The organism is Streptomyces longwoodensis (assembly GCF_001514125.1).
Taxonomy (GTDB): Bacteria; Actinomycetota; Actinomycetes; order Streptomycetales; family Streptomycetaceae; genus Streptomyces; species Streptomyces longwoodensis.
The window spans coordinates 560337-583085 of record NZ_KQ948549.1 but is presented as its reverse complement, the minus strand read 5'-3'; the positions used below and the strand labels follow the sequence as shown (position 1 = coordinate 583085).

The window sequence follows — 22749 nt, the reverse complement described above, 5'->3', positions numbered from 1 at the left end:
ATTTCTCTCATCGGCGAGGCCGTCACCGGCGGTTTCGTCACACGGCAGGCGGGCTCGTCCGTCCTCACGGGCGGCCCGGTTCCGAGTCCCCGGGGCGGGGGCTCCTGGGGAGCGGAACGAGGCTGCGCATGACCAGCAAGAGGACCGAGGTCGTCGAATCGGCACCGGGCGACCAGGAGCTCAGACAGCTCCTCGCCGGGCTGACGGCCGTACGGGACGGCGACTTCGGCATCCGGCTGCCCGAGGAGGGCGAGGGCCTGGTCCGGGACATCGCCACCGTCTTCAACGGCATGGTCGACCAGCTGTCGGTGTTCACGTCCGAGGTCACCCGCGTGGCCCGCGAGGTCGGCACCGAGGGCACTCTCGGCGGGCAGGCGGAGGTGCCCGGGGTGTCCGGCACCTGGGCCGACCTGACCGACTCGGTCAACGCGATGGCGGGCAACCTCACCACCCAGGTCCGCGACATCGCCCAGGTGGCGACGGCGGTGGCCAAGGGCGACCTGTCGCAGAAGATCGACGTGCCGGCCCGGGGCGAGATCCTGCAGCTGAAGGAGACCGTCAACACGATGGTCGACCAGCTGTCCGCCTTCGCCGACGAGGTCACCCGCGTCGCCCGCGAGGTCGGCACCGAGGGACGCCTCGGCGGCCAGGCCCAGGTGGGCGGCGTGGCCGGGGTGTGGCGCGACCTCACCGACTCGGTGAACTTCATGGCGGGCAACCTCACCGCCCAGGTCCGCAACATCGCCCAGGTGACGACGGCGGTCGCCCAGGGCGACCTCTCCCAGAAGATCACCGTCGACGCCCGCGGCGAGATCCTGGAACTGAAGAACACCATCAACACGATGGTCGACCAGCTCTCCGCCTTCGGAGACGAGGTCACCCGCGTCGCCCGCGAGGTGGGCACCGAGGGACGCCTGGGGGGCCAGGCCGACGTGAAGGGCGTCAAGGGCACCTGGCGTGACCTCACCGACTCGGTGAACTTCATGGCGGGCAACCTCACCGCCCAGGTCCGCAACGTCGCCCAGGTGGCGACCGCGGTCGCCCAGGGCGACCTCTCCCAGAAGATCACCGTCGACGCCCGCGGCGAGATCCTGGAACTGAAGAACACCATCAACACGATGGTCGACCAGCTCTCCGCCTTCGCCGACGAGGTCACCCGCGTCGCCCGCGAGGTCGGCACGGCCGGCAACCTCGGTGGCCAGGCCACCGTGCGGGGTGTCTCGGGCACCTGGAAGGACCTCACCGACAACGTCAACGTGATGGCGTCGAACCTCACGGGGCAGGTGCGGTCCATCGCCCAGGTGGCCACCGCCGTGGCCCGGGGCGACCTGTCGCAGAAGATCACCGTCGAGGCCAAGGGCGAGGTCGCCGCGCTCGCCGACGTGATCAACACGATGGTCGACACGCTGTCCGCGTTCGCCGACGAGGTCACCCGCGTGGCCCGCGAGGTCGGCACCGAGGGACGCCTCGGCGGCCAGGCGCACGTGCCCAACGTGGCCGGCACCTGGAAGGACCTCACCGACAACGTCAACTCGATGGCCAACAACCTCACCGGCCAGGTGCGCAACATCGCGCTGGTGACGACCGCCGTGGCCAAGGGTGACCTGTCGAAGAAGATCGACGTCGACGCGCGCGGCGAGATCCTGGAGCTGAAGACGACCATCAACACGATGGTCGACCAGCTCTCCGCGTTCGCCGACGAGGTGACGCGTGTGGCCCGCGAGGTCGGCACCGAGGGACGCCTGGGCGGCCAGGCCGAGGTGGAGGGCGTCTCCGGCACCTGGAAGCGCCTGACGGAGAACGTCAACGAGCTGGCCGGGAACCTGACCCGGCAGGTGCGGGCCATCGCCGAGGTGGCGAGCGCCGTGGCCGAGGGCGACCTGACCCGCTCCATCACCGTGGAGGCCTCCGGTGAGGTCGCCGAGCTCAAGGACAACATCAACTCCATGGTGGAGTCCCTGCGCGACACCACCCAGGCCAACCAGGAACAGGACTGGCTCAAGACCAACCTGGCGCGCATCGCCGGCCTGATGCAGGGCCACCGCGACCTCCCGGTGGTCGCCGAGCTGATCATGGACGAGCTGGTGCCGCTGGTGGCGGCCCAGTACGGCGCGTTCTACCTCGCCGAGGACGGGGAGAGCAGGCCGGAGCTGCGGCTGGTCGGGGCGTACGGCTACCCCGACGACGACCGCCGCCCGACCCGGATCCCGTTCGGCCGCTCGCTGGTCGGCCAGGCCGCGCGCAGCCGCCGTACGATCGTCGTCGACGAGCTGCCGGCCGGGTACGTGACCATCTCCTCCGGGCTCGGCCAGGTCGAGCCCAGCGCGCTGGTGCTGCTGCCGATCGTGTTCGAGGGACAGGTCCTCGGCGTGATCGAGCTGGCGTCGGTCACCGCGTTCACCGAGATCCACATGGACTTCCTGGAGCAGCTGCGGGAGACCATCGGGGTCAACGTCAACACCATCGTGGCCAACGCGCGCACCGACGAGCTGCTCGACGAGTCGCAGCGGCTGACCGCCGAGCTCCAGGCGCGCTCCGCCGAGCTGCAGTCGCAGCAGGAGGAGCTCCAGCGCTCCAACGCGGAGCTGGAGGAGAAGGCCTCGCTGCTGGTCGCGCAGAACCGCGACATCGAGGCGAAGAACCTCCAGATCGAGCAGGCCCGGCAGGAACTGGAGGCCCGCGCGCAGCAGCTGTCGCTGGCGTCCAAGTACAAGTCGGAGTTCCTGGCGAACATGAGCCACGAGCTGCGCACCCCGCTGAACAGCCTGCTGATCCTGGCCCAGCTGCTCGCGCAGAACCCGTCCCGCAACCTCACCCCCAAGCAGGTCGAGTACGCCGGGATCATCCACTCCGCCGGTTCCGACCTGCTCCAGCTGATCAACGACATCCTCGACCTGTCCAAGGTGGAGGCCGGCAAGATGGACATCTCGCCGGAGCGGGTGTCCCTCAAGCAGCTGATCGACTACGTCGAGGCGACGTTCCGTCCGCTGACGACGCAGAAGAGCCTCGACTTCGAGGTGCGCACCGCGCCGGGGGCGCCCGCCGACCTGCTGACCGACGACTCCCGGCTGCGGCAGATCCTGCGCAACCTGCTGTCCAACGCGGTGAAGTTCACCGAGCAGGGCGGTGTGGAGCTGATCGTGGAGCCGGTGGGCGACGACGAGGTGCCCGCGGGCGTGATCCGGGGCGGCACCATCGTGGCGTTCCGGGTGAAGGACACCGGAATCGGCATCTCCGAGCAGCACCTGGAGAGCATCTTCGGCGCCTTCCAGCAGGCGGACGGCACCACCAGCCGCAAGTACGGCGGCACCGGCCTGGGCCTGTCGATCACCAAGGAGATCGCCCACCTGCTGGGCGGCGCCGTGACGGTGGACAGCACGCCCGGGCACGGCAGCACCTTCACGCTCTACCTGCCCGTCGCCCGGCGGGACTTCGAGGAGCTGCACGCGGGCGGCCGGGTGCTGGAGCGGAGCGGGGACGGCGCGGAGAGCGCCGACAGCGCCCCGGCCGGGATCCCGGTGGGTCCGCTCCCGGTGTCCGTGGCGGCCCGGCCGCGTCCGCGCCGGCTGCTCGTGGTCGAGGAGCGGCCGCGCGGGCTGCTCACCCTGGTCTCCGAGAGCGTGGCCGCCGATCTGAGCCGCGGCCGGGACGAGGGCGCGATGCCGCTCCCGGTGGACCTGGTCACCGCGGTGGGCGCGCAGGAGGCGGCCGGGGCGCTGGCCGCCGAGCCGTGCCACTGCGTGGTCCTGGACCTGACGATGCCGGGCGGTGAGGCCTCCCGCTTCCTGGAGGCGCTGGAGGGCGACTCGGCGCTCGCGAGCGTGCCGGTGCTCGTGCACACCGGCCACCGGGTGGAGCTGGCGCAGGAGGAGACCCTGCGGGCGCGGGCCGCCGGCCGGCCGCTGGAGTTCCTGTCCAGCCTGGACGAGCTGCGCGAGCGCATCACCCTGCACCTGTCCGCCGAGGAGCCGGGCGACGTGCTCGCCCTGGTCCGCGCCGACGAGCCGCACCACATCGCCCCCGAGGTGGTCGACGACGCGGTGGTGGGGCGCACGGTGCTCGTGGTGGACGACGACGCGCGCAACCTGTACGCCCTCAGCGGCATCCTGGAGCTGCACGGGCTGCGGGTGCTGCACGCGGAGAACGGCCGCGAGGGCATCGAGACCCTGCGCAACAACCCGGAGATCGCGCTCGTGCTGATGGACGTGATGATGCCGGAGATGGACGGGTACACGGCCACGGCCGAGATCCGCAAGCTGCCCGAGTACGCGGAGCTCCCCATCGTCGCGGTCACCGCCAAGGCGATGCCCGGGGACCGGGAGAAGAGCCTCGCCTCGGGTGCGAGCGATTACGTCACCAAGCCCGTGGACACTCATGACCTGATGTCCTGCGTCCGCCGCTGGCTGACCGCCTGAGCGAGCCGTGATTCCCGGGCGACCGGGCGTCCAGGCCGAGGAGTAGCGCACTGTGACCATGTCCCGACCGCCGTACGAGGACGCGGCGTCGCCCGAGCGGCCCGCGCCGCTCGGCGACGCGCCGTCCGACGGCCCGCCCGACGACGGCCCGCCCCCCGACACCGTGTCCGTCACCGCCGCGGACACCCCCGTGGCCGCTCCCCCGCCCGCCGGCAGCGGCGGGACGGCCGGGAGCGAGCCGTCCGGCGACCTCAGTCCCGTCGGCCGGCTCGCCGCCACCGTGGAGCGCCTGCGGCGCGAGGTGCGCGCCGCGCAGGCGGAGGCGGAGGGCCGCGCCCTGGTGGAGCTGGCCAAGGGCGTCCTGGTGGAGCGGCTGGGCTGCGGCCCCGCCGCCGCGGCCCGCCACCTCACCGAACTGGCCGAGCAGGCGGGCGTGACCCCGCTCGAGCTGGCGGTGGACGTGATCAACCAGTCCGCCCAGGACCGGCTGTCCGAGGTGACGCTCGGCTTCCTCGACACCGTCGCCGGGCGGGCCCGGGCCGCGGAGGACGCCGAGGCGGCCGTACGGCTGCGCACCGCGGAGAGCGGGGCGCTGGCGGCGCAGGACACCCAGGCCGTCGCCGACTCGCTGCTCCAGCACGCGCTCGGCCCCCTCGGCGCCGTGGCCGTGGCGATCTGGGCGGCGGGACCCGACGGCTCCCTGACCCTGGCGGGCAGCGCCGGCTTCGCCCCCGGCGAGTCCGCCCGCTGGCACTACGTACCGCCGGACGTGGCGACCGTGGCCCGCCGCGGGCTGACCGAGCGCACCGGCCACTGGGTCGAGTCGCTCGCCCGGACCAGCCTGCCCTCCATCGGCCGGCACCTCTTCCCGGACGGCGGCCGGGTGGCGCTGCCCGCCGGGACCGGCGGCCGGATCCACGGCGTCCTGGAGATCGTCTGGCCCGCCCCGCTCGTCCCGCAGCCGCCCCAGGTGGTCCGGCAGATGGAGGCGCTGGCCGAGCTGTGCGCCCACACCCTGGAGACGTCACGGCCGCCGCAGGCGTCCGAGCGCCCGCCCGGCCCCCTGCCCGACGCCACCGAGCTGATGGACCTCGCGGAGGGCCTGCACGACCCGGCACTGGTGCTCGTGCCGCACCTGGACAGCGCGGGCGGGCTCGCCGACTTCCGCATCCAGCACGTCAACAGCCGCTTCCTCGACCCCGCGGGCCGGCCCCGGGCCGTCGTCAACGGCGCGCTGCTGCTGGAGGCCTACCCGATGGCCGCCGGGGAGAGCGAGCTGTTCCAGCGCGTCGAGCGCGTCTACGCCACCGGGGAGCCGTTCCGCGCCCGGCGCATGGCGCTGACCGCGCTGGTGGACGAGGTGGCGCTCGCGGCGACCGCCGACATCAGCATCAGCCGGCACGGCAGCTGCGTGCTGCTCATCTGGCGCATCGAGGACGAGACGGCCCGGCTGGCCAGCCTGCTGCAGAACGCCCAGCGCCTGGGCCGCATCGGCGGCTTCGAGGAGAACCTGCTCACGGGCGAGATCACCTGGAACGGCCAGATGTTCGCCCTGTACGGCCGTCCCGAGTCCAGCCCGCCGGTGCCGCTGGAGCGGCTGGCCGCGCACGCCCACCCCGACGACGCGGTCACCATCGGCCGCTTCCTGCGCACCCTGCTGCACCACCGGCGCCCGGCGTCGGCGGCGTTCCGGCTCCAGCGGCCCGACGGGGTGACCCGGCACATGCGGGTCGTCGCCGAGCCGGTCCTGGACACCGACGACCGCCCCGTCGCGCTGCGCGGCGCCTACCAGGACATCTCCTCCCAGCACTGGACGGAGGTGGCGCTCGCCGCGACCCGCGACCAGCTGGCGCACACCGAGCAGCAGGCGCACGAGCGCAACCGGCTCACCCTCCAGCTCCAGCACGCGATCATGCCGCCGACGCACAACACACCGCTGGAGGTCCCCGGTCTCCAGGTGGCCGTGCGCTACCGGCCCGCCGAGGAGGAGCAGCTGGTCGGCGGCGACTGGTACGACGCCGTACGGCTGCCCTCGGGGCTGGTGATGCTCTGCGTGGGCGACGTGGCCGGCCACGGCATAGAGGCGGCGACCAGCATGGTGGTGCTGCGCAACGCGCTGCGCGGGCTGGCGGTGACCGGCGCCGGACCGGGCCAGCTGCTGTCCTGGCTGAACATGGTGGCCCACCACCTCACCGGTGCCGTGACGGCGACCGCGGTGTGCGGGCTGTACGACCCCGCCCGGGGCACCCTGCGCTGGGCGCGGGCCGGGCACCTGCCGCCGGTCCTGGTCAACGGGGAGGCGGCGGTCCCGCTGCCGCTCGTGAAGGGGCTGCTGCTGGGCGCCGTACCGGAGACGCGGTACGAGGAGGGCGAGCTGGACCTGGCGACCGGGGACACGCTGCTGATGTACACCGACGGCCTGATCGAGCGGCGCGACCGGTCGGTGGAGGAGTCGCTGAGCCACCTGCTCAGCACGGCCCGGACCGTCCCGCCGACGCTGGACCAGCAGCTGGACCGGCTGCTGGTGCACAGCCGGTCGGACACGGACGACGACACCTGCATCGTCGGCATCCGGGTCGGACCGCGCACGTCGGACGACGGGGAGCCCCGCGACGAGGAGTCCCGCGCCGGGGAATCCCTGCACGCATGAGCCGCCCGTTCGGGGGTATCCGCTGGTGCGCGGTGACAGGCCGGGACCGCGGGAGGACAGAGGTGGCGTACGGCCTCCCCGTCCTCCCCCGGGTCGCATCGGAGCGACCTCCCGGGAGTCACCCGAGACCGTCTGTAATCGGAGGTTTTCGTGGCCATCGCCCACAACCCGCTGTCCGTCGAGGTGTCCCTGCCCCGTGAGGACGTCGCCCTGGTCCGGGTGGAGGGCCATCTCGATCTGGACACCGCCACCGAGTTCCAGGCCCATCTGGCCAACCAGCTCCACCACGGCCGCAAGCACTTCCTGCTGGACCTGTCGGAGGTGCCCTTCATGGACTCCTCCGGCATGAACATCATCCTGCGGGTGTACCAGGAGGCCCGTGAGCTGCCCGGCAGCGTCCACGTGATCAATCCGACAGCGCCCGTCCGGCGGGTCCTGGACCTGACCGGGGTGAGTCTGACGGTGCCGATCTCCGAGAAGGTGGACGAGGCACTGGCCCTGATCGACCAGGGGCTGCCGCAGGTCGAGGCCCCCGACAGCTGAGGTCCGGGGCGGCCCGTGCGGCCGCCCGGACACGGCGGTGCGGTGGTGGGTGGGCGCTCCGTGGTGCCCGTCGGCCCGACACTTGCCGTCCGGCAACTGTGTGGCAGGGGCAACGAAGTGAGGCGAGTCGTGCGCGAGGAAACAGGGATGTGCCGGTGGCCCGGACGGGGCCGCGCCCGGGCCGTGGGTCAGGCGGTCCGGGCGTCGGAGGCGGCGTCGCCCTCGTCGAGCTGGTCGGTCGCGGCGAGGCAGAACGCCTCCAGCCCGTGCAGCAGCGCGGCACGCCGGGCGGCCGGCAGCTGCGCGAGCACCGACTCCAGCGCACTCTCCCGGCGCCCGCGCAGGACGGTCAGGAACGACCGCCCGCGGTGGCTGAGGTACAGCTCGACCTCCCGGCGGCTGCCGGCGGCGGAGCGGCGCTCCACGAAGCCCACCGCCTGGAGCCGGTCGCACAGCCGGCTCGTGGACGACGGCGAGGACCCCAGGGTCTCGGCGAGCGTGCGCAGGTTGATGCCCCCGTGGTGTTCCAGGACGAACAGCACCCGCAGCTGCGAGGCGGAGACGGGCGCCGTGGAGGCGCGGCCCCACAGGACGCCGAGCAGCTCGGCCGCCTCCGAGGTCACACGGGCCACCTGGTCGGGTTCCGGAGAGGAGGGGGACGTCACGGTGACACTTTGGCAGGGTTCCCCGGGCCTGTCAGCCCGCACGTCCCCGCGGCCCGCGTGCCGCGCCCCGCGCGCGAGATCCGTGCGCCCGGTCTCGTGACCGGACTCGTGGCCGCCGGGCACGCACTGCGCTCCGCGGCACCGCACCGGCTCCCGGCCGCCCTGCGCGCCGTCCTGCGGGCGGAGTACGGCGCCGAGTCGGCCGACCTGCTGCTGGCCGACTACGGACTCACCGCGCTGCTGCCGGTGCCCGACGACCCGTCGTCCGCGGGGGAACCGGTGGCGCTGCACTCCGGCCCGGCCGGGCGCGCCTTCGGCGCGCAGGAGCCGCAGCGCGAGGACCTGGCCGGCGGCCGGACGCGCCTGCACCTGCCGGTGACGGTGCGAGGCGACCGGCAGGGCGTGCTGGCGGTCGTGCTGCCCCGGGAGGCCGCCACCGAGGACGCCGTGGCGGAGCTGACCGAGCTGGCGGGGATGCTGGGCCACGAGCTGGTGGTCGCCGGGCGCGACACCGACGTCTACGCGCGGGCCCGCCGCACGGACCGCCTCACCCTGGCGGCGGAGATGCAGTGGGAGCTGCTCCCGGCCCGCTCCTGCGCCAGGCCCGAGTACGCGCTGGGTGCCCAGCTGGAGCCCGCCTACTCGGTCTTCGGCGACAATTTCGACTGGTCCGCCGACGGCGGCCACCTGACGCTCTGCGTCACCAACGGCATGGGCGAGGGCATCGAGGCCGCCCTGCTCACCAACCTGGGGATCAACGCGCTGCGCAACGCCCGCCGGGCCGGTGTGCCGCTCGCCGACCAGGCGTGCCTGGCCGACCAGGCGATCCACGCCCAGTACCGCGGGGCATCCCACCTGTCCGTGCTGCTGGTGGACGTCGAGCTCGCCACCGGCCGCGCCCAGGTGGTCGACGCGGGTTCGCCGCGGCTGCTGCTCCAGCGCGACCGGACGCTGACCACCGTGGAGCTGGAGGCCCAGTTGCCCCTCGGCATGTTCGAGGAGACGGACTACGTCGCCCAGGAGCTGCTCCTGCGGCCCGGCGACCGTCTGCTGTTCGTCAGCGACGGGGTGCACGCCGTCGCCGGACCGGAAGGCGAGGCGTACGGCGAACGGGCCCTGACCCGGGCGGTCTCCTCGGCCGCGCTGCTGCCCGCCGCCGAGGTCCCGGCAGCAGTGCTGCGGGAACTCCGCGTCCACCGCGGCAGGCCCGAGGGCGACGACGACGCGGTGGTGGTGTGCCTGGACTGGTACGGCGGGCAACCGGCGCCCTAGGCGTCCGCCGGCCCGGCCCCACCGGTACCCGAACGGACGTACGACGTTCGCGCAGCCCTCCCCCACAGCCGCCCGGTGGGCCACACCACAGGGTTCACCCCGGTGGACCGGGTGCCGCCGGGTCAGGACCGGTGGTTAGGGTTGTCGCCCGGCAAAGATCGCTGATGCTCCCGCCACCGGGGGACGCAGCACCGCAACGCAGACGGAGGAACAGCAGGTGCCGGATCACGAAGCGCTGCACCAGCACGAGTCGCCGGCCCGCGAGGTCGCGGCCTTCCTGCGCCGCCGCAGGGAGCAGATCGCCCAGCGGTGGGCCGACGAGGCGCTGTTCCGCAGCGTGTTCACCGTGTCCCGGGACGAGGCGGTGGAGGCCGGCCGGGTCGTGGTCGACGCCCTCGCGCAGGTGGCCGAGACGGAGCGGGTCGAGGACCCGGACGCCGAGGCGTTCACCGTGGTGCGGGAGCAGCTCGCCGGGATGGCCGCGGCCCGCGCCCGGTACGGCCTGAGCGCGGCCCAGGTGTCGCGGGAGGTGGACGCCCTGCGGGTGCCCCCGACGGACCTCCTCGCCACCGACCTGGCGGACGCGCCCGCCGAGCACTTGCGCGCGTGCACCACCGCCCTGACCGTCCTGACGGGCACCCTGCGGCTGGTGGTGCTGGACACCGCGCTCAGCGAGGGCCAGGCGCTCATCGACCGGCAGCGGATGCAGCTGCTGGAGGTGGCCACGCCCGTGATCCGGCTGTGGGACGGCATCGTCGCCGTGCCGCTCATCGGGACCCTGGACAGCGCCCGCAGCCAGGTCGTCATGGAGACGCTGCTTGAGGCGGTCGTCGCGGAGCAGGCGCGGTACGCGATCCTCGACATCACCGGGGTGCCCACGGTCGACTCGCTGGTGGCCCAGCACCTGGTGAAGACGGTCGCGGCGGTCCGGCTGATGGGCGCGGAGTGCGTGGTGTCGGGCATCCGCCCCGCCATCGCGCAGACGATCGTCCAGCTCGGCCTCGACCTGGGCACCGTGGTGACCCGCGCCGGCCTGGCGGACGCCCTCGGGTACGCGCTGCGCGGTCTGGGCGCGGACATCGTGCAGGCGTCGGGCGGTGCGAGCAAGCGGTGAGCGACGGCTTCCTCTCCGCCGGCACCGGGGCCGTCCCGGTGCTGAAGCTGGGCGACGTCCTGCTGGTGACGCTGCCGGGCGACCTGCACGACGGGCTGGCCGAGCAGCTCCAGCAGGACATCGGCGAGGCCATCGTCCGGCACCGGGTCGGCGGGGTGGTCATCGACATCTCCGGGGTCGAGATCGTCGACTCCTTCCTCGGCCGGGTGCTGGCCGAGATCGCCGCGGGCGCCCGGCTGCTGGCCGCGCGGACGGTGGTGGCGGGCATGCGTCCCGCCGTGGCCCTCACCCTGGTCGAGCTGGGTCTGACGCTGCCGGGGCTGCGCACGGCGCTGAGCGCCGGGGCGGCCGTCGAACTGCTGGGTGGTCCGGACGTGGTGCGGCCGGCCGATCGTCGGCGGGGGGACGGATGAGCGGCACGGCCGCCCGGGTCGACGCCCGCCTGCCGATCAGGTCGGACAGGGACCTGGTGTGGCTGCGCCAGCACGTCCGGCAGGCGGCCGCCCTGCTCGGGTTCAGCCTGGTCGAGCAGACCAAGCTGGTCACGGCGGCCAGCGAACTGGCCCGCAACACCCTGGTGCACGGCGGTGGCGGCGAGCTCCGCGTCGAGCAGGTCACCGAGGGCGCCGCGCAGGGGCTGCGGCTCACGTTCAGCGACCAGGGCCCCGGCATCGCCGACCTGGAGCAGGCGCTGCGCGACGGCTTCACCTCCGGGGAGGGGCTGGGCATGGGTCTGGGCGGCGCACGGCGCCTGGTGCACGCGTTCTCCATCGACAGCACGCCGGGCGTCGGCACCGTGGTCACCGTGACCTCGTGGGCCGCGCGCCCGCCGCGGCCCCGGGAGGGAAGGTCGTGACCCGGGTGTGGGACGTGCCCGTGCGCGACGCGACCCGGGTGCGCGACGCGCGGCTGGCCGCGGAGGGCGCCGCCGCGGTGGCGGGCCTGGACGCCGAGCGCACCCAGGACGCCGTCCTGGTCGCCACGGAGCTGACCACCAACCTGCTCAAGCACGCGTACGGCGGCCACCTCCTCGTCGAGGCCGTCGCCCCCGCCGTACCCGACGAGGACGCGACCGCCGTCGTCCAGATCGCGGCCGTCGACCACGGCCCCGGCATGCCCGACGTGGCGGCCGCCCTGCGCGACGGCTTCTCCACCGCCGGGTCGCTCGGCGCGGGCCTCGGCACCTGCCGGCGGCTGGCCGACGACTTCGCCGTGCACAGCGCCGCCGGCCGGGGCACGGTCGCGCTGGCCCGGATCGGGGCCGCCCACCGGCCCGCCACCCCGTCGGCCGCCGCGCGGGCCGGCGGGATCAACCTGCCGCTGGCCGGCGCTCAGTGGTCCGGGGACGCCTGGACCTGCGTGCGCGCCGGGGACCGGCTGACCCTGCTGCTGGCCGACGGGCTCGGCCACGGCCCCGAGGCCGCCCGGGCCTCCGGCGCCGCGGTCGCCGAGGTGCGCCGCCGGGCCGACCTGCCGCCCGCCGAGGTGCTGCGCCGGCTGCACGACGCGCTGCGCGGCACCCGCGGGGCGGCCGTCGCGGTGGCCCAGCTCGACGTCCGGCAGGGCGAGCTGCGCTTCGCCGGCGTCGGCAACGTCGGCGCCCGCCTCCGCGAGGACGGCACCTGGCGCTCGCTGGTGTCCCGCCCCGGCATAGTGGGCGCCCACCGGCCGGCGACCATTCCCGAGTCCCGGGCCCCCTGGTCCGCCGACCGGCTGCTGATCCTGTACACCGACGGTCTGCCGAGCCGCTGGGCACCGCCCGACGACCCCCGGCTGGTGACGGCCGACCCGGCCGTCACCGCCGCCGTGGCCGTGCGGGACGCCAGCAGCTCCGCCCGGCCGATGCGCGACGACACCGCCGTGGCCGTCCTGGCCCCGACCCCGCCGGAGTGACGATGAGGCACGCATGGGAGATCACCTCCGTCACCGACGCCGCGCGGGCGCGGATCACCACCGCCCGGTTGGCCGCCGCCCTGGGCGTGGCGCCGCTGCCCCGCACCCGGCTGACGGTCGCGCTCAGCGCCCGGCTGCGGCAGTGCCTGACCAAGGGCGGCACCTGGCGCCTGACACTGTCGACGACCGACTCCGACGCCGGGGAGCACCTGCTGCGCGCCGAGGTGGCCGCGGTCCCGCCGGCCGGTGAGCCGCCGTGGGAGACGGCGGTGCCCTGCCCGGAGGCGGACGGCGCCGTGCGGGCCTCGTCCGGCGGGGACGACCCCGACCTGCTGGCGGAGGCGCTGCTGGGGGCCGACGAGGACACCGCGGTCGTCCTGGACCGGCTCGCCGAGCAGGAGGACCTGGTCGCCTTCCACCGGGAGGAGCTGCACCAGACCAACCAGGGCGTGCTGGCGCTGCACGCCGAGCTGGACGCCGCCGGACGGGCCCAGCGCGAGGCCTTCGCGGCGGAGCGGGCGGCCCGCCAGGAGGCGGAGAACGCCCGCCGCCGGCTGACGTTCCTGGCCGACGCCAGCGCCGTGCTGACCGCGTCGCTGAACCACGAGGAGATCGTGCGGCGGCTGCCGGAACTGCTGGTGCCCCGGTACGCCCGCCGCGTCGACGTCTGGCTGTTCGACACCGACGGGGACCACGAGCGGCCGCCCGCGCCGCACCCCGCGGCGGCCGTCCGCGCCGCCCGCACCGGCCGGCCGCAGTACGCCGCCGACCACCCCGGCGGGCTGCCCGGGGTCGACGACCACCCGCCCTCCGTGCTGGACCCGGCGCTCCCGATGCTGTGCGTGCCGCTGCCGACCCGGCGCGCCCCGCTGGGCGTCCTCACGCTGACCCCGCCGGAGGAGCGCTGGGACCCGGACGACGCGGTGATGCTGATCGAGCTGACCCGCCGGGCGAGCATCGCGCTGGACCACGCCCGCCGGTTCGAGCACAACCGGGACATCGCCGAGACGCTCCAGCGGGCCCTGCTGACCGAGCTGCCCACCCGGCCGGGGCTGCGGCTGGCCGCGCGCTACCTGCCCGCCACCTTCGGGCTGAACATCGGCGGCGACTGGTACGACGCCTTCCGCCAGCCCGACGGCGGCCTGATCACCGTCATCGGGGACGTCACCGGGCACGGGCTGCACGCGGCCGTGATGATGAGCCAGCTGCGCACCGCGCTGCGGGCGTACGCCGTCGACGGCGGCACGCCGGGCCAGCTGCTGACGCGGCTGCACCGGTTCCTGCACCACCTCCAGCCCGACCTGTACGCGACGGCGGTGATCGCCCGCTTCCACCCGGACGAGCCGGTGCTCACGTGGGCGGCCGCCGGCCACCCGCCGCCGGTGCTGCGCACCCCGGACGGCCGGGTGCACGTCCTGGACGCGCGGCCGGGCGCCATGCTGGGCATCCCGCTGCGCCAGGAGATCGCCGACCACCGGGTGCCGCTCCCGGCGGGCTCCACGCTCGCGATGTACACGGACGGCCTGGTGGAGCGGCGCGCCCAGGGCATAGACCCGGGCATCGAGCGGCTGGCGACGGCGCTGGCCGGCTTCGGCTCCGAGGAGCTGGAGGCCGACCTGGAGGGCGCGGCGGACCGCATCCTCGACCCGCTGCTGAGCGACTCCGAGCGCGACGACGACGTGTGCCTGCTGCTGTGCCACGTCACCGGGCGGGCGGCGACGGGCTGAGCCCGGCCGCCGCACGGCCGCCGCTCAGCCGTCGCCCCGCTGGGCGCCGCCGGTGCCGTACGGGGGCCGCGGGCCCGCGGTGCGGGAGTGGTGGAAGGCGGACAGGCCCTGTTCCAGGGCGGCCCGCTGACCGGGGGTCATCTGCGCGACCACGGTCACGAGCCCCCGTACGCGCCGCTCGGTGACGTCCGCGAGGACGCGTTGCCCGTACGCGGTCACCGCGAGCCGCACCTCCCGCCGGTTGCCCGGCGGCACGGTCCGCTCCAGCAGGCCCGCCGCCTCCAGCCGGTCGCACAGGCGGCTGGCGTTGGGCAGGCCGATGCCGAGCTGCCCGGCGAGCGCGGTGAGGTTGGTCTCGGGTCTGCGCCGCACGGTCCGCAGCGCGAGCAGCTGACGCGCCGGAAGCCGCGGCGTCGTCCCGTCCGCCGCCGCCAGCCACCACGCCACCAGACCCTCCATCGCGTCGACGACCCGCCGCGCGGTCGCCTCCCGCGCCTCCTGCCCGTCGTCGGCGCCCTCTGCGCAGCCCACGTCAGTACCCTCCGGCCACCACCGTTTTTGTCATGTACGTCGGGCTACCCGAGGGGCCGGGGCCTACACGGCCGACCGGCCCCGACGAGGTGTTCGAGGGTGCCGTTCGTCTGCTCGGCCCGTCCGGGTGGCGCGCGCGGTCCCGGCGCGGTGGGATCGAGGAGGTGCGAAGCCGTCCGGGGCGGGCAGGTGCAAGGCGAGGGATCAAGGCACAGACCGCAGGAGCCGCAGAAAGAGGGAACGACGTGACACGACCCAGGATTCTGGTGGTGGGCGCGGGCTTCGCGGGAGTGGAGTGCGTCCGGCGCCTGGAACGCAAGCTCTCCCCCGACGAAGCCGACGTCACCCTGGTGACCCCCTTCTCCTACCAGCTCTACCTGCCACTGCTGCCACAGGTCGCCTCCGGGGTGCTCACGCCCCAGTCGATCGCCCTGTCCCTGCGCCGCAGCGCCAGGTACCGCACCCGGATCATCCCCGGCGGTGCGATCGGCGTGGACCTGAAGGCGAAGGTGTGCGTGGTGCGCACCATCACCGACCGCATCGTCAACGAGCCGTACGACTACCTCGTGCTCGCCCCCGGCAGCGTGACCCGCACCTTCGACATCCCGGGACTGACGGACAACGCGTTCGGCATGAAGACGCTCGCGGAGGCCGCCTACATCCGCGACCACGTGATCTCCCAGCTGGACCTGGCGGACGCCAGCCAGGACCCGGCCGAGCGGGCGTCCCGGCTGCAGTTCGTGGTGGTCGGCGGCGGCTACGCCGGTACCGAGACCGCGGCCTGCCTGCAGAAGCTGACGCACAGCGCGGTCCGGCGCTACCCCCGCCTCGACCCGAAGCTGATCAAGTGGCACCTGATCGACATCGCGCCGAAGCTGATGCCGGAGCTGGGCGACAAGCTCGGCCGCAGCGCGCAGGAGGTGCTGCGCCGGCGCGGCATCGAGGTCTCGCTCGGCGTGTCCATCGCGAAGGCGGGGCCGGAGGAGGTCACCTTCACCGACGGGCGGGTGGTCCCGACCCACACGCTGATCTGGACGGCGGGCGTCGTGGCGAGCCCGCTGATCGCCACGCTCGACGCGGAGACGGTGCGCGGGCGGCTCGCGGTCACCCCGGAGATGACCCTGCCGGGCTCCGACGGGGTGTTCGCGCTCGGCGACTCCGCCGCCGTCCCGGACCTCGCCAAGGGCGAGGAGGGCGCGGTGTGCCCGCCGACCGCCCAGCACGCCATGCGGCAGGGCAAGGCGGTCGCCGACAACGTGATCGCCACGCTGCGCGGCGCGCCGCTGCAGCCGTACGAGCACAAGGACCTCGGGCTGGTCGTCGACCTCGGCGGGCGGGACGCGGTGTCCAAGCCGCTGGGTGTCGAACTGCGCGGCCTGCCGGCCCAGGTGGCGGCGCGCGGCTACCACTGGTGGGCGCTGCGCACCGGGGTGGCCAAGGTCCGGGTGGCGACGAACTGGACGCTGAACGCGCTCGCCGGGGACGACTTCGTCCGCACCGGCTTCCAGGCGCGCCGGCCGGCCAAGCTCAAGGACTTCGAGTACACCGACACCTACCTGACGCCCGAGCAGGTGCGGGCCCACGTGGAAGGGAGCCGGCCCGCCGCCGGATGACCCGGCCCGCCGTGGCATGCTGATGATCAGGTCGAGGCGCGAGGCGGAGAGTACGGCGGCGTGAGGTCAGCGGAACGGTCGGTGTGGGCTGGGGTGCGCGACCGCGTGGCGGCGTCCGACCCGGGGCTGCTGCGACTGGCCGCGGGACTGCGCACCGTCCTCTCCATCGCCCTGACCCTGGCCGTGCTGGCCGCGCTGGACGCCGGGGTGACGCACCTGGTGGCCGGTGCGATCTCGGCGATGGTCGCCACGTTCGCCATCCGGGAGAAGCAGCGCGCTCCGCAGGCGGTCACCCTGGCCCTCGGCCTGCCGGTGGCGCTGGCGTCGGTGTCGCTGAGCGCGCTGCTGACCTCCCGGGTGCTCCTGGGCGACGCCTTCTTCGTCGTGCTGATCTTCTGCGCGGTCTACGGCCGCCGGTTCGGCGACCGGGGCACCGCGCTCGGCCTGATCGGCTTCCAGACGTACTTCGCGTCGCTGTTCGTCGGGGTGACCCCGGCCAGCCTGCCGGGGTTCCTCGGCACCGTGGCGATCGCGTTCGCGTGCGGGGCGCTGGCGCGGTTCGTGCTCGTGCCGCAGACCCCGACGGGCATCCTGCACCGGCTGCGGGAGGCGTTCCGGGCCCGGCTGGCGCAGCTGCTGGAGGCCCTGGCGGACCTGCTGGACGCCGGGCCCGACGACGTGGACCGGGTCCTGGAGCAGGTGCGGGTGGGCACCGCCCGGCTGCACGAGACCGCCATGATGATCCAGGGCCGGCTGGAGGAGGGCACCCCCGACGAGGCGGTGGCGCGGCTGGTGCAGCGCCGCATCGCGGACGCGGAGATCGCCGCCGAGCGCCTCGGCCTGCTGCTGCTGACCGCGCGCAGCGCCCGCCGGGCCGACACCCTCACCCTGCACCTGCCCGGCGCCCAGCTGCCCGAGCGCGGCCGGCTCCCGGTGCGCGACGAGGCGAGCGACGCGCTGCGCCGGGACCTGACGGCCCTCGCGCTGCTCGTGCGGCGCCCGGTGGCCGCCGCCCCGGGCACCGGACTGGCGCAGGTGCGCAACCGGCTGCTGGGCTACCGGGACGACGAGAACCTGCCGAGCGCGTCGCCGGCCGTGCAGGACGTGTTCCGGGGCATCGGCGAGACGGCCCGCGCCGTCCTGGGCCTGCGCATCGCGCTGGACGGGCCGCAGGACGACTCCGACGACAGCCCGGCGACGGCCCGCTCCCGCGAGGAGCTGGACGCCGAGGACGCCGCGATCGGCGTGGCGGAGGAGACCGAGGAGCCGAGCGAGCCGGAGACGGGGCTGCGCCGGCCCACGACGCGGGCGGCCGTGCAGGTGGCGGTCGGCTCGCTGCTGGCGATCGTCGGGGGCGAGTTCCTGTCCTCGCAGCGCTGGTACTGGGCGGTGCTGACCTGCTGGATCGTCTTCATCAACACCGCCTCCACCGGGGAGATCCTGGTCAAGGGCTACCGGCGGCTGGTGGGCACCGTGCTCGGCGTCGTCGCGGGCATCGTGCTGGCCGGGCTGGTGGGGCACCACACGTGGACGGCGTTCGCGGTGGTGCTGCTGTGCGTGTTCGCGATGTTCTACACCGCTCCCCTGTCGTACACGCTGATGTCGTTCTTCGTGACGGCGGCGCTCGGCGTGCTGTACACGCTGCTGCACACCTACAGCCTGTCGGTGCTGGTGCTGCGGGTGGAGGAGACGGCGCTGGGCGCGGCCTGCGGGATCGTCGCGGCGGCGCTGGTGCTGCCGGTCCATACCGACCGGCGGACGAACGACCTGCTCACGACGGTGCTGGACCGGCTGGCCGAGGTGACCTCGACGGCCATGGACCAGCTCAGCGGCGGCCCCCCGGTCGACCTGCTGGAGCAGGCCCGGGACCTGGACCAGGCGCTCGCGGACCTGCGGGCGGCGATCCAGCCGCTGACGCATCCGGTGACGCCGCTGCGGACCCGCCGTGAGACGGCCCGGTACGTGGTCGCGCTGCTGGAGACGTGCGCCTACCACGCGCGGGCGCTGGCGGCGACGGCCGAGCTGCTGCCCACGCACCCGTCGATCGCGGCCGATCCGGGGCTGAAGGGCGCCGGGGAGCGCATCCTGCGCAATATCAGGGCGATCGCGGCGCACGTCGGCGACGAGGGCTCGGCGGAGCCGGTGCGCACCGGGCCGAGCATCGCCTCGCTGCTGGATCCGGGCGTTCCGGCGACACCGCGCTACGGGCGGGTCACCGACCGGGTGCTGCGGCACCTCCAGCGCCTCGACGAGGCGGTGCTGGGCCTGGCCCGGCCGCTGGACGTGCCGGTGGCCGCACCACGGGGGTGAGACCCCGGGCACGGGTGAGCACGGGACCGCGGCGGTCGCCGTGGTCCCGTGCTCAGAAGTCGGTGGGCAGGCCGCTCGCCTCGGCGATGCCGCGCAGTTCCTCGGTGTCCTGGTGGCGCCGGCGGATGTAGGACGCGATCTCGGCGAGCCGGTCGGGGTCGGACGCGGTCGCCGCGTCGGTGACCACGCGCACCGGTCCCGTCTCGTCGATCTCCAGCTCCACCAGCTGGTTGTCCAGCCGTCCGGTGACGGCCGTGGCGATCACCAGGGCCGCCTCGTCGCGGATCTCCTGGGGCAGGCTCTGCGTGTCGTCGGGGTCCAGGGAGAAGTCCATGGACTCCGGCGGCTGTTCGTCCAGGGCCCGCAGCGCGGGAGCGACGACCTGGAGCAGGAGCCGGTAGTCGTCGCTGTCCATGCGGACCCGCAGGAGGTCGAGGTACATGTCCACGGGCCGTCCGTCGGACGGGTGCTCGGGTTCCATCATCCGTACCGTGTTCCCTCCCTGTCCGGGCTCAGACCCGCCGCCAGCGGGCCATCGCGAACGAGAACAGGCCGAACAGCACCAGCCCGGCCGCGATGCACACCAGCAGCCCCGGTCCGGCCGGGGTCTCGGCGAAGGAGCGCAGGGTGTCGTCGAGGCCCTTGGCCTTCTGCGGCTCGTACTCGACGGCGGCCCGTACGGCGAAGACGCCGGCCGCGGCGAAGACGAGCCCGCGGGACGCGCCGCCGCCGACGCCGGTGACGTCGACGAGGCGGCGCATCCGCGGGCTGAGCTGTCCGAGGTTCATCTTCTTGCGGTAGGTGCGCATCACGGCGCGGCCGGCCAGGACCAGTCCGGCGATGACGATGCCGACGCCGGCCGCGCCCACCAGCCACTGCCCCGCGGGCAGGTCGAGGGCGCGGGCGGTGACGTCACGGGACTGCTTGTCGCTCGATCCGCCGCCGTCGCCGGAGCCGGCCGCGAAGGACAGCACCGAGTAGGCCACGAACGAGTAGAAGACGCACCGTCCCGCCGCCATCAGCCGTTTGCGGGCGCTGCGGCCGTCCTTGCCGGCCGCGCCGAACACGGCCTCGGACAGGCGCCAGAGCGCCATGCCCACGAGTCCGATGCCGAGGGCCCAGAGCAGGAACTTCCCGAAGGGCTGGTGGGATATCTCCTCCAGCGCCCCCTTGCGGTCGGCCTGCTGCTGTCCCTCACCGAAGGCGATCTTGAGGGCCAGCACGCCGACCAGCAGGTAGATCACCCCGCGGGCGGTGAGGCCGGCCCGTGCCGCGCCCTTCATCACCGAACCCCGGGCGGCCCGCTCGGCCCCCGTGCGCCCGTTGCGCGCCAAGGCGCTCGCACTCGTGTTCATGACGCCCTCCCCCTTCACCGCAGCGCCCTGTCAGGCGTGTCTTCGTCTGGTTGTCGTAGGACTCACCTTGCCTTTGTCCGCGATCCGGCCGCTCATACCTGGGGTCACACCAGGACGTGCGTGCCGGGGCCGGTCTGCTGCTCGGGCGGCACGGCCGCCGCGGCCAGCCACCGGCGCGCCGTCTCCAGCGCGTCCACCACGTCGCGGGTACCGGTCGACACGCACAAGGTGTAGGCCAGGTCCTGCTCCCGGGTACTGCGCGTGGCCGACTCCGCGCCGGCCGCCCCGGCCGTCTTCGTCAGCGCCTGGTACTCGTCGACGAGCCGGCGCAGGACGGCGGGATGGGGCATCAACATCGGTCGTTCGCTCCTCGTGCGTGTCGGGTCGGTACGTGGTGCGGGTGGTCAGGCGACGGGGCCGGAGCCGGCGCCCCGGCGGCCGAGGACCTCTTCGCGCACCCGGGCGCAGCTGCGGCTGATCAGCCGGGAGACGTGCATCTGGGAGATGCCGAGCTTGTCGGCGATGCGGCTCTGGGTCATGTCCTCGAAGAAGCGCATGTAGAGGATGGCCCGCTCGCGCTCGGGCAGGCGGCGCAGCCCCTCCTTCGCGGACTCGCGGTCGATGACGATGTCGAAGGAGGCGTCGGGCCCGCCGAGGGTGTCGGACAGGCTGTAGCCGTCGTCGCCGGCCGGGAGTTCGGCGTCCAGGGAGAGCGTGCTGAAGCTCTCCAGCGCCTCCAGGCCCGCGGCGACCTCCTCCTCGGTGAGGCCGGTGTGCCCGGCGATGTCGGCGACCGAGGGCTCCGGCGCGCCGGGGTTCTGGATGAGCTCGCGGCGGGCGACGCGCACCTTGTTGCGCAGCTCCTGCACGCGGCGCGGCACCCGCAGGGCCCACATGCGGTCCCGGAAGTGGCGCTTGATCTCGCCGGTGATGGTCGGCACGGCGTAGCTCTCGAAGGCGCCGCGCGAGGGGTCGAAGCGGTCGACGGCCTTGACCAGTCCGAGGGCGGCGACCTGGCGCAGGTCCTCGAGGGACTCGCCGCGGTCGCGGAAACGGCCCGCGATGCGGTGGGCCATGGGCAGCCATGCGGTGACGAGTTCGTCGCGCACCGCGTCCCGCTGGGGGCCGGGCGGCAGCTCGGCCAGGCGCTGGAACCGGCCGAGGGTGTCGGGGGCGTCGTCGTGGTTGCGCCGCGGGGCGGTGCGGGTGGGTGTGGCGGTCGGTGCGGGGGTGTCGGCCGTCTCGGGCAGAGCGGCGTCAGAACGGCTTGTCGACATGTCGATAGGCATGCGGTTTTCGCTCCCGAACGGTGGTTTCTGGGGGGTTGACCACGGGAGGGGCGCTGCCGACCGGGACCAGAGGCCCCGGGCGGTCATACCGCTCCCGCTGGCGCGCCTCCGGTCCGAAGCACGAAATTGCGTCTGCCCCCCTCCCGGAAGAACAAACTCCGCGAGTCGGGAATCGCCCTCCGGGGGCGGTGGGGGGCCGGGACAGGGCGTCAGGACAGGGGCACGACGGCTGTGATGCGCTTGCCGCCCGAGGGCAGGTCCGCGACGCGGACGTCCTGGGACAGCCGGCAGACGATGGGCCAGCCCCGCCCTCCGACGCGACGCCGGCCGCGCTCGTCGAAGTCGTGGAGGACCGGCAGCCGGTCGCTGTGGTCGCTCACGGACACGCGCACGGCCGGGCCGTCGAGGTCGACGTCGAACTCGGTGACGCCGCCGCCGTGGAGGATGGCGTTGGTCGTCAGTTCCGACGCGACGAGGAGGGCGTCGGAGAGCGCGGCGTCGTCGTGGAAGGCCCCGGGGGTGTGGCAGGCGCACACGCGCCGTACGGCGCTGCGGACGTCGGCGGGGCGGCAGGGTCCGTCCCCGTGCAGCCGGTCGGGGCGGTCGGGTGCACCGAGGGAATCGGTGCCGTGATCGATGGGCATCCTTTCGCTCCTTGAGTGGTACCGGCTGGTGGCGGGCCTCTCTGCTGGACCCTCAGTGATGCGGCTGGCCCCCATCCGGCGTCGCAAACGTGGCAAACTCAGGGAAAGCGGTCATTCCGCCGGTGCGGACGGGTGAGGTCATCGACGGCGCGCTTCGGGGTACGCGCACCGCATGGCGGAAGTTGTGGACTCGGACGAACTGCTGCGGCGCATCCAGCGGGCACGCCGCTACGCACACGAGGAACTGCGCACCTGGGAGGCCCGCGCCCGCGAGCCGGCACCGTCCGGCGGTCCGCGCGACGGCGACGACGCGGCACGGGAGGCCCGGGGCCGGCAGCTGGCCTACGAGGCCGTGGTGCGGGTGCTGGACGAGATCGTGTCGCCGGGGTGCCACGGCGCGGAGCCGGGGACGGACGACTGACCGACGACTGAGGCTGTGCGGAGGCTGTGCGAACCGGCTTCCGCATGGCACAGTGGAGTGAAACGGGTCACGTGACCGGCTTCTGGCTACGCATCGCGCCCGCGAATGGTTTACGGTTCATCCATACGTGGTGACGGGGTCGAGTTCCCCCCTCCCCCGACATCACCCGTAACGGCCCTGGCTGGCTTCCCCCGTCCAGCCAGGGCTCTTTCCTGTCCGGGCGCGGCCGGGCCAGGTCGCGGGAACCCCGGTCGCCGAGGTGCCCGGTGCGACGGCAGCGGCTGAAATGGGCATAGGGAAAGCACCC

Annotated in this window: 19 protein-coding genes; 12 read left to right on the top strand and 7 right to left on the bottom strand. The window is 74.2% G+C overall.

Annotation, left to right across the window (positions count from 1 at the left end; all coding sequences use genetic code 11):
- Nucleotides 1-128 precede the first annotated feature (128 nt).
- The 3 genes from AQJ30_RS02625 (at nt 129) to AQJ30_RS02615 (ending at nt 7608) form a co-directional block, all read left to right on the top strand.
- Nucleotides 129-4415, top strand: a complete 4287-nt coding sequence (locus AQJ30_RS02625; RefSeq protein WP_067228149.1) for a HAMP domain-containing protein — start codon at nt 129-131, stop codon at nt 4413-4415.
- 58 nt (nt 4416-4473) lie between these two features.
- Entirely contained in the window at nt 4474-7065 is a 2592-nt protein-coding gene (locus AQJ30_RS02620) for a SpoIIE family protein phosphatase (RefSeq protein ID WP_245726809.1), read from the top strand.
- 150 nt (nt 7066-7215) lie between these two features.
- Nucleotides 7216-7608, top strand: coding sequence for an STAS domain-containing protein (locus AQJ30_RS02615; protein WP_067228147.1), 393 nt, complete (start codon nt 7216-7218; stop codon nt 7606-7608).
- A gap of 188 nt (nt 7609-7796) precedes the next feature.
- Here AQJ30_RS02615 and AQJ30_RS02610 read toward each other — a convergent pair whose 3' ends face one another.
- On the bottom strand, nt 7797-8273 hold the full coding sequence (locus tag AQJ30_RS02610) for a MarR family winged helix-turn-helix transcriptional regulator (RefSeq protein ID WP_245726775.1): 477 nt from the start codon (nt 8271-8273) through the stop codon (nt 7797-7799).
- A gap of 96 nt (nt 8274-8369) precedes the next feature.
- On the opposite strand from AQJ30_RS02610, the gene AQJ30_RS02605 reads away from it, so the two are divergent.
- From AQJ30_RS02605 to AQJ30_RS02580, 6 genes are all read left to right on the top strand, one after another.
- On the top strand, nt 8370-9545 hold the full coding sequence (locus AQJ30_RS02605; protein WP_245726774.1) for a PP2C family protein-serine/threonine phosphatase: 1176 nt from the start codon (nt 8370-8372) through the stop codon (nt 9543-9545).
- Between the two features lie 217 nt (nt 9546-9762).
- A complete protein-coding gene (locus tag AQJ30_RS02600; protein ID WP_067228144.1) occupies nt 9763-10659 on the top strand; it encodes an STAS domain-containing protein in 897 nt (298 codons plus the stop codon).
- The gene (locus tag AQJ30_RS02595; RefSeq protein WP_067228142.1) at nt 10656-11072 is read left to right on the top strand and encodes an STAS domain-containing protein; all 417 of its coding nucleotides are present in this window, start codon (nt 10656-10658) and stop codon (nt 11070-11072) included. Before AQJ30_RS02600 ends, AQJ30_RS02595 begins: the two co-directional genes overlap by 4 nt.
- Nucleotides 11069-11515: an anti-sigma regulatory factor gene (locus AQJ30_RS02590; RefSeq protein ID WP_067228140.1), complete on the top strand. Its 447-nt coding sequence runs from the start codon at nt 11069-11071 to the stop codon at nt 11513-11515. Before AQJ30_RS02595 ends, AQJ30_RS02590 begins: the two co-directional genes overlap by 4 nt.
- A complete protein-coding gene (locus AQJ30_RS02585) occupies nt 11512-12552 on the top strand; it encodes an ATP-binding SpoIIE family protein phosphatase (RefSeq protein WP_067228901.1) in 1041 nt (346 codons plus the stop codon). The genes AQJ30_RS02590 and AQJ30_RS02585 overlap by 4 nt, the downstream gene beginning before the upstream one ends.
- Before the next feature lie 2 nt (nt 12553-12554).
- Nucleotides 12555-14279 carry a PP2C family protein-serine/threonine phosphatase gene (locus AQJ30_RS02580; protein WP_067228139.1) on the top strand — a complete coding sequence of 575 codons (1725 nt, stop codon included), beginning with the start codon at nt 12555-12557 and terminating at the stop codon, nt 14277-14279.
- Nucleotides 14280-14303: 24 nt separating this feature from the next.
- On the opposite strand, the gene AQJ30_RS02575 is transcribed toward AQJ30_RS02580, so the two are convergent.
- Nucleotides 14304-14810, bottom strand: a complete 507-nt coding sequence (locus AQJ30_RS02575) for a MarR family winged helix-turn-helix transcriptional regulator (protein WP_067228137.1) — start codon at nt 14808-14810, stop codon at nt 14304-14306.
- A 245-nt stretch (nt 14811-15055) separates the two neighbouring features.
- Here AQJ30_RS02575 and AQJ30_RS02570 point away from each other — a divergent pair, with 245 nt between their 5' ends.
- Both AQJ30_RS02570 and AQJ30_RS02565 read left to right on the top strand, forming a co-directional pair.
- Nucleotides 15056-16423 carry an NAD(P)/FAD-dependent oxidoreductase gene (locus tag AQJ30_RS02570; RefSeq protein WP_169808451.1) on the top strand — a complete coding sequence of 456 codons (1368 nt, stop codon included), beginning with the start codon at nt 15056-15058 and terminating at the stop codon, nt 16421-16423.
- Nucleotides 16424-16483: 60 nt separating this feature from the next.
- The gene (locus AQJ30_RS02565; RefSeq protein ID WP_079083730.1) at nt 16484-18733 is read left to right on the top strand and encodes an FUSC family protein; all 2250 of its coding nucleotides are present in this window, start codon (nt 16484-16486) and stop codon (nt 18731-18733) included.
- Between the two features lie 52 nt (nt 18734-18785).
- Here the strand turns inward: AQJ30_RS02565 and AQJ30_RS02560 are convergent, their stop codons facing one another.
- The 5 genes from AQJ30_RS02560 to AQJ30_RS02540 form a co-directional block, all read right to left on the bottom strand.
- Complete coding sequence (locus AQJ30_RS02560) at nt 18786-19217, bottom strand: hypothetical protein (protein ID WP_067228134.1); 432 nt, start codon at nt 19215-19217, stop codon at nt 18786-18788.
- Between the two features lie 28 nt (nt 19218-19245).
- Nucleotides 19246-20088 (bottom strand): DUF1206 domain-containing protein, encoded by an 843-nt coding sequence (locus tag AQJ30_RS02555; protein ID WP_067228132.1) that lies wholly within the window; start codon nt 20086-20088, stop codon nt 19246-19248.
- Between the two features lie 104 nt (nt 20089-20192).
- Nucleotides 20193-20444 carry a DUF5133 domain-containing protein gene (locus tag AQJ30_RS02550; RefSeq protein WP_067228130.1) on the bottom strand — a complete coding sequence of 84 codons (252 nt, stop codon included), beginning with the start codon at nt 20442-20444 and terminating at the stop codon, nt 20193-20195.
- A gap of 48 nt (nt 20445-20492) precedes the next feature.
- Nucleotides 20493-21377 (bottom strand): SigB/SigF/SigG family RNA polymerase sigma factor, encoded by an 885-nt coding sequence (locus AQJ30_RS02545; protein WP_067228128.1) that lies wholly within the window; start codon nt 21375-21377, stop codon nt 20493-20495.
- Between the two features lie 209 nt (nt 21378-21586).
- Nucleotides 21587-22021, bottom strand: a complete 435-nt coding sequence (locus tag AQJ30_RS02540; RefSeq protein ID WP_067228126.1) for an ATP-binding protein — start codon at nt 22019-22021, stop codon at nt 21587-21589.
- Nucleotides 22022-22193: 172 nt separating this feature from the next.
- On the opposite strand from AQJ30_RS02540, the gene AQJ30_RS02535 reads away from it, so the two are divergent.
- Nucleotides 22194-22442: a hypothetical protein gene (locus AQJ30_RS02535; RefSeq protein ID WP_067228125.1), complete on the top strand. Its 249-nt coding sequence runs from the start codon at nt 22194-22196 to the stop codon at nt 22440-22442.
- Nucleotides 22443-22749: the final 307 nt, after the last annotated feature.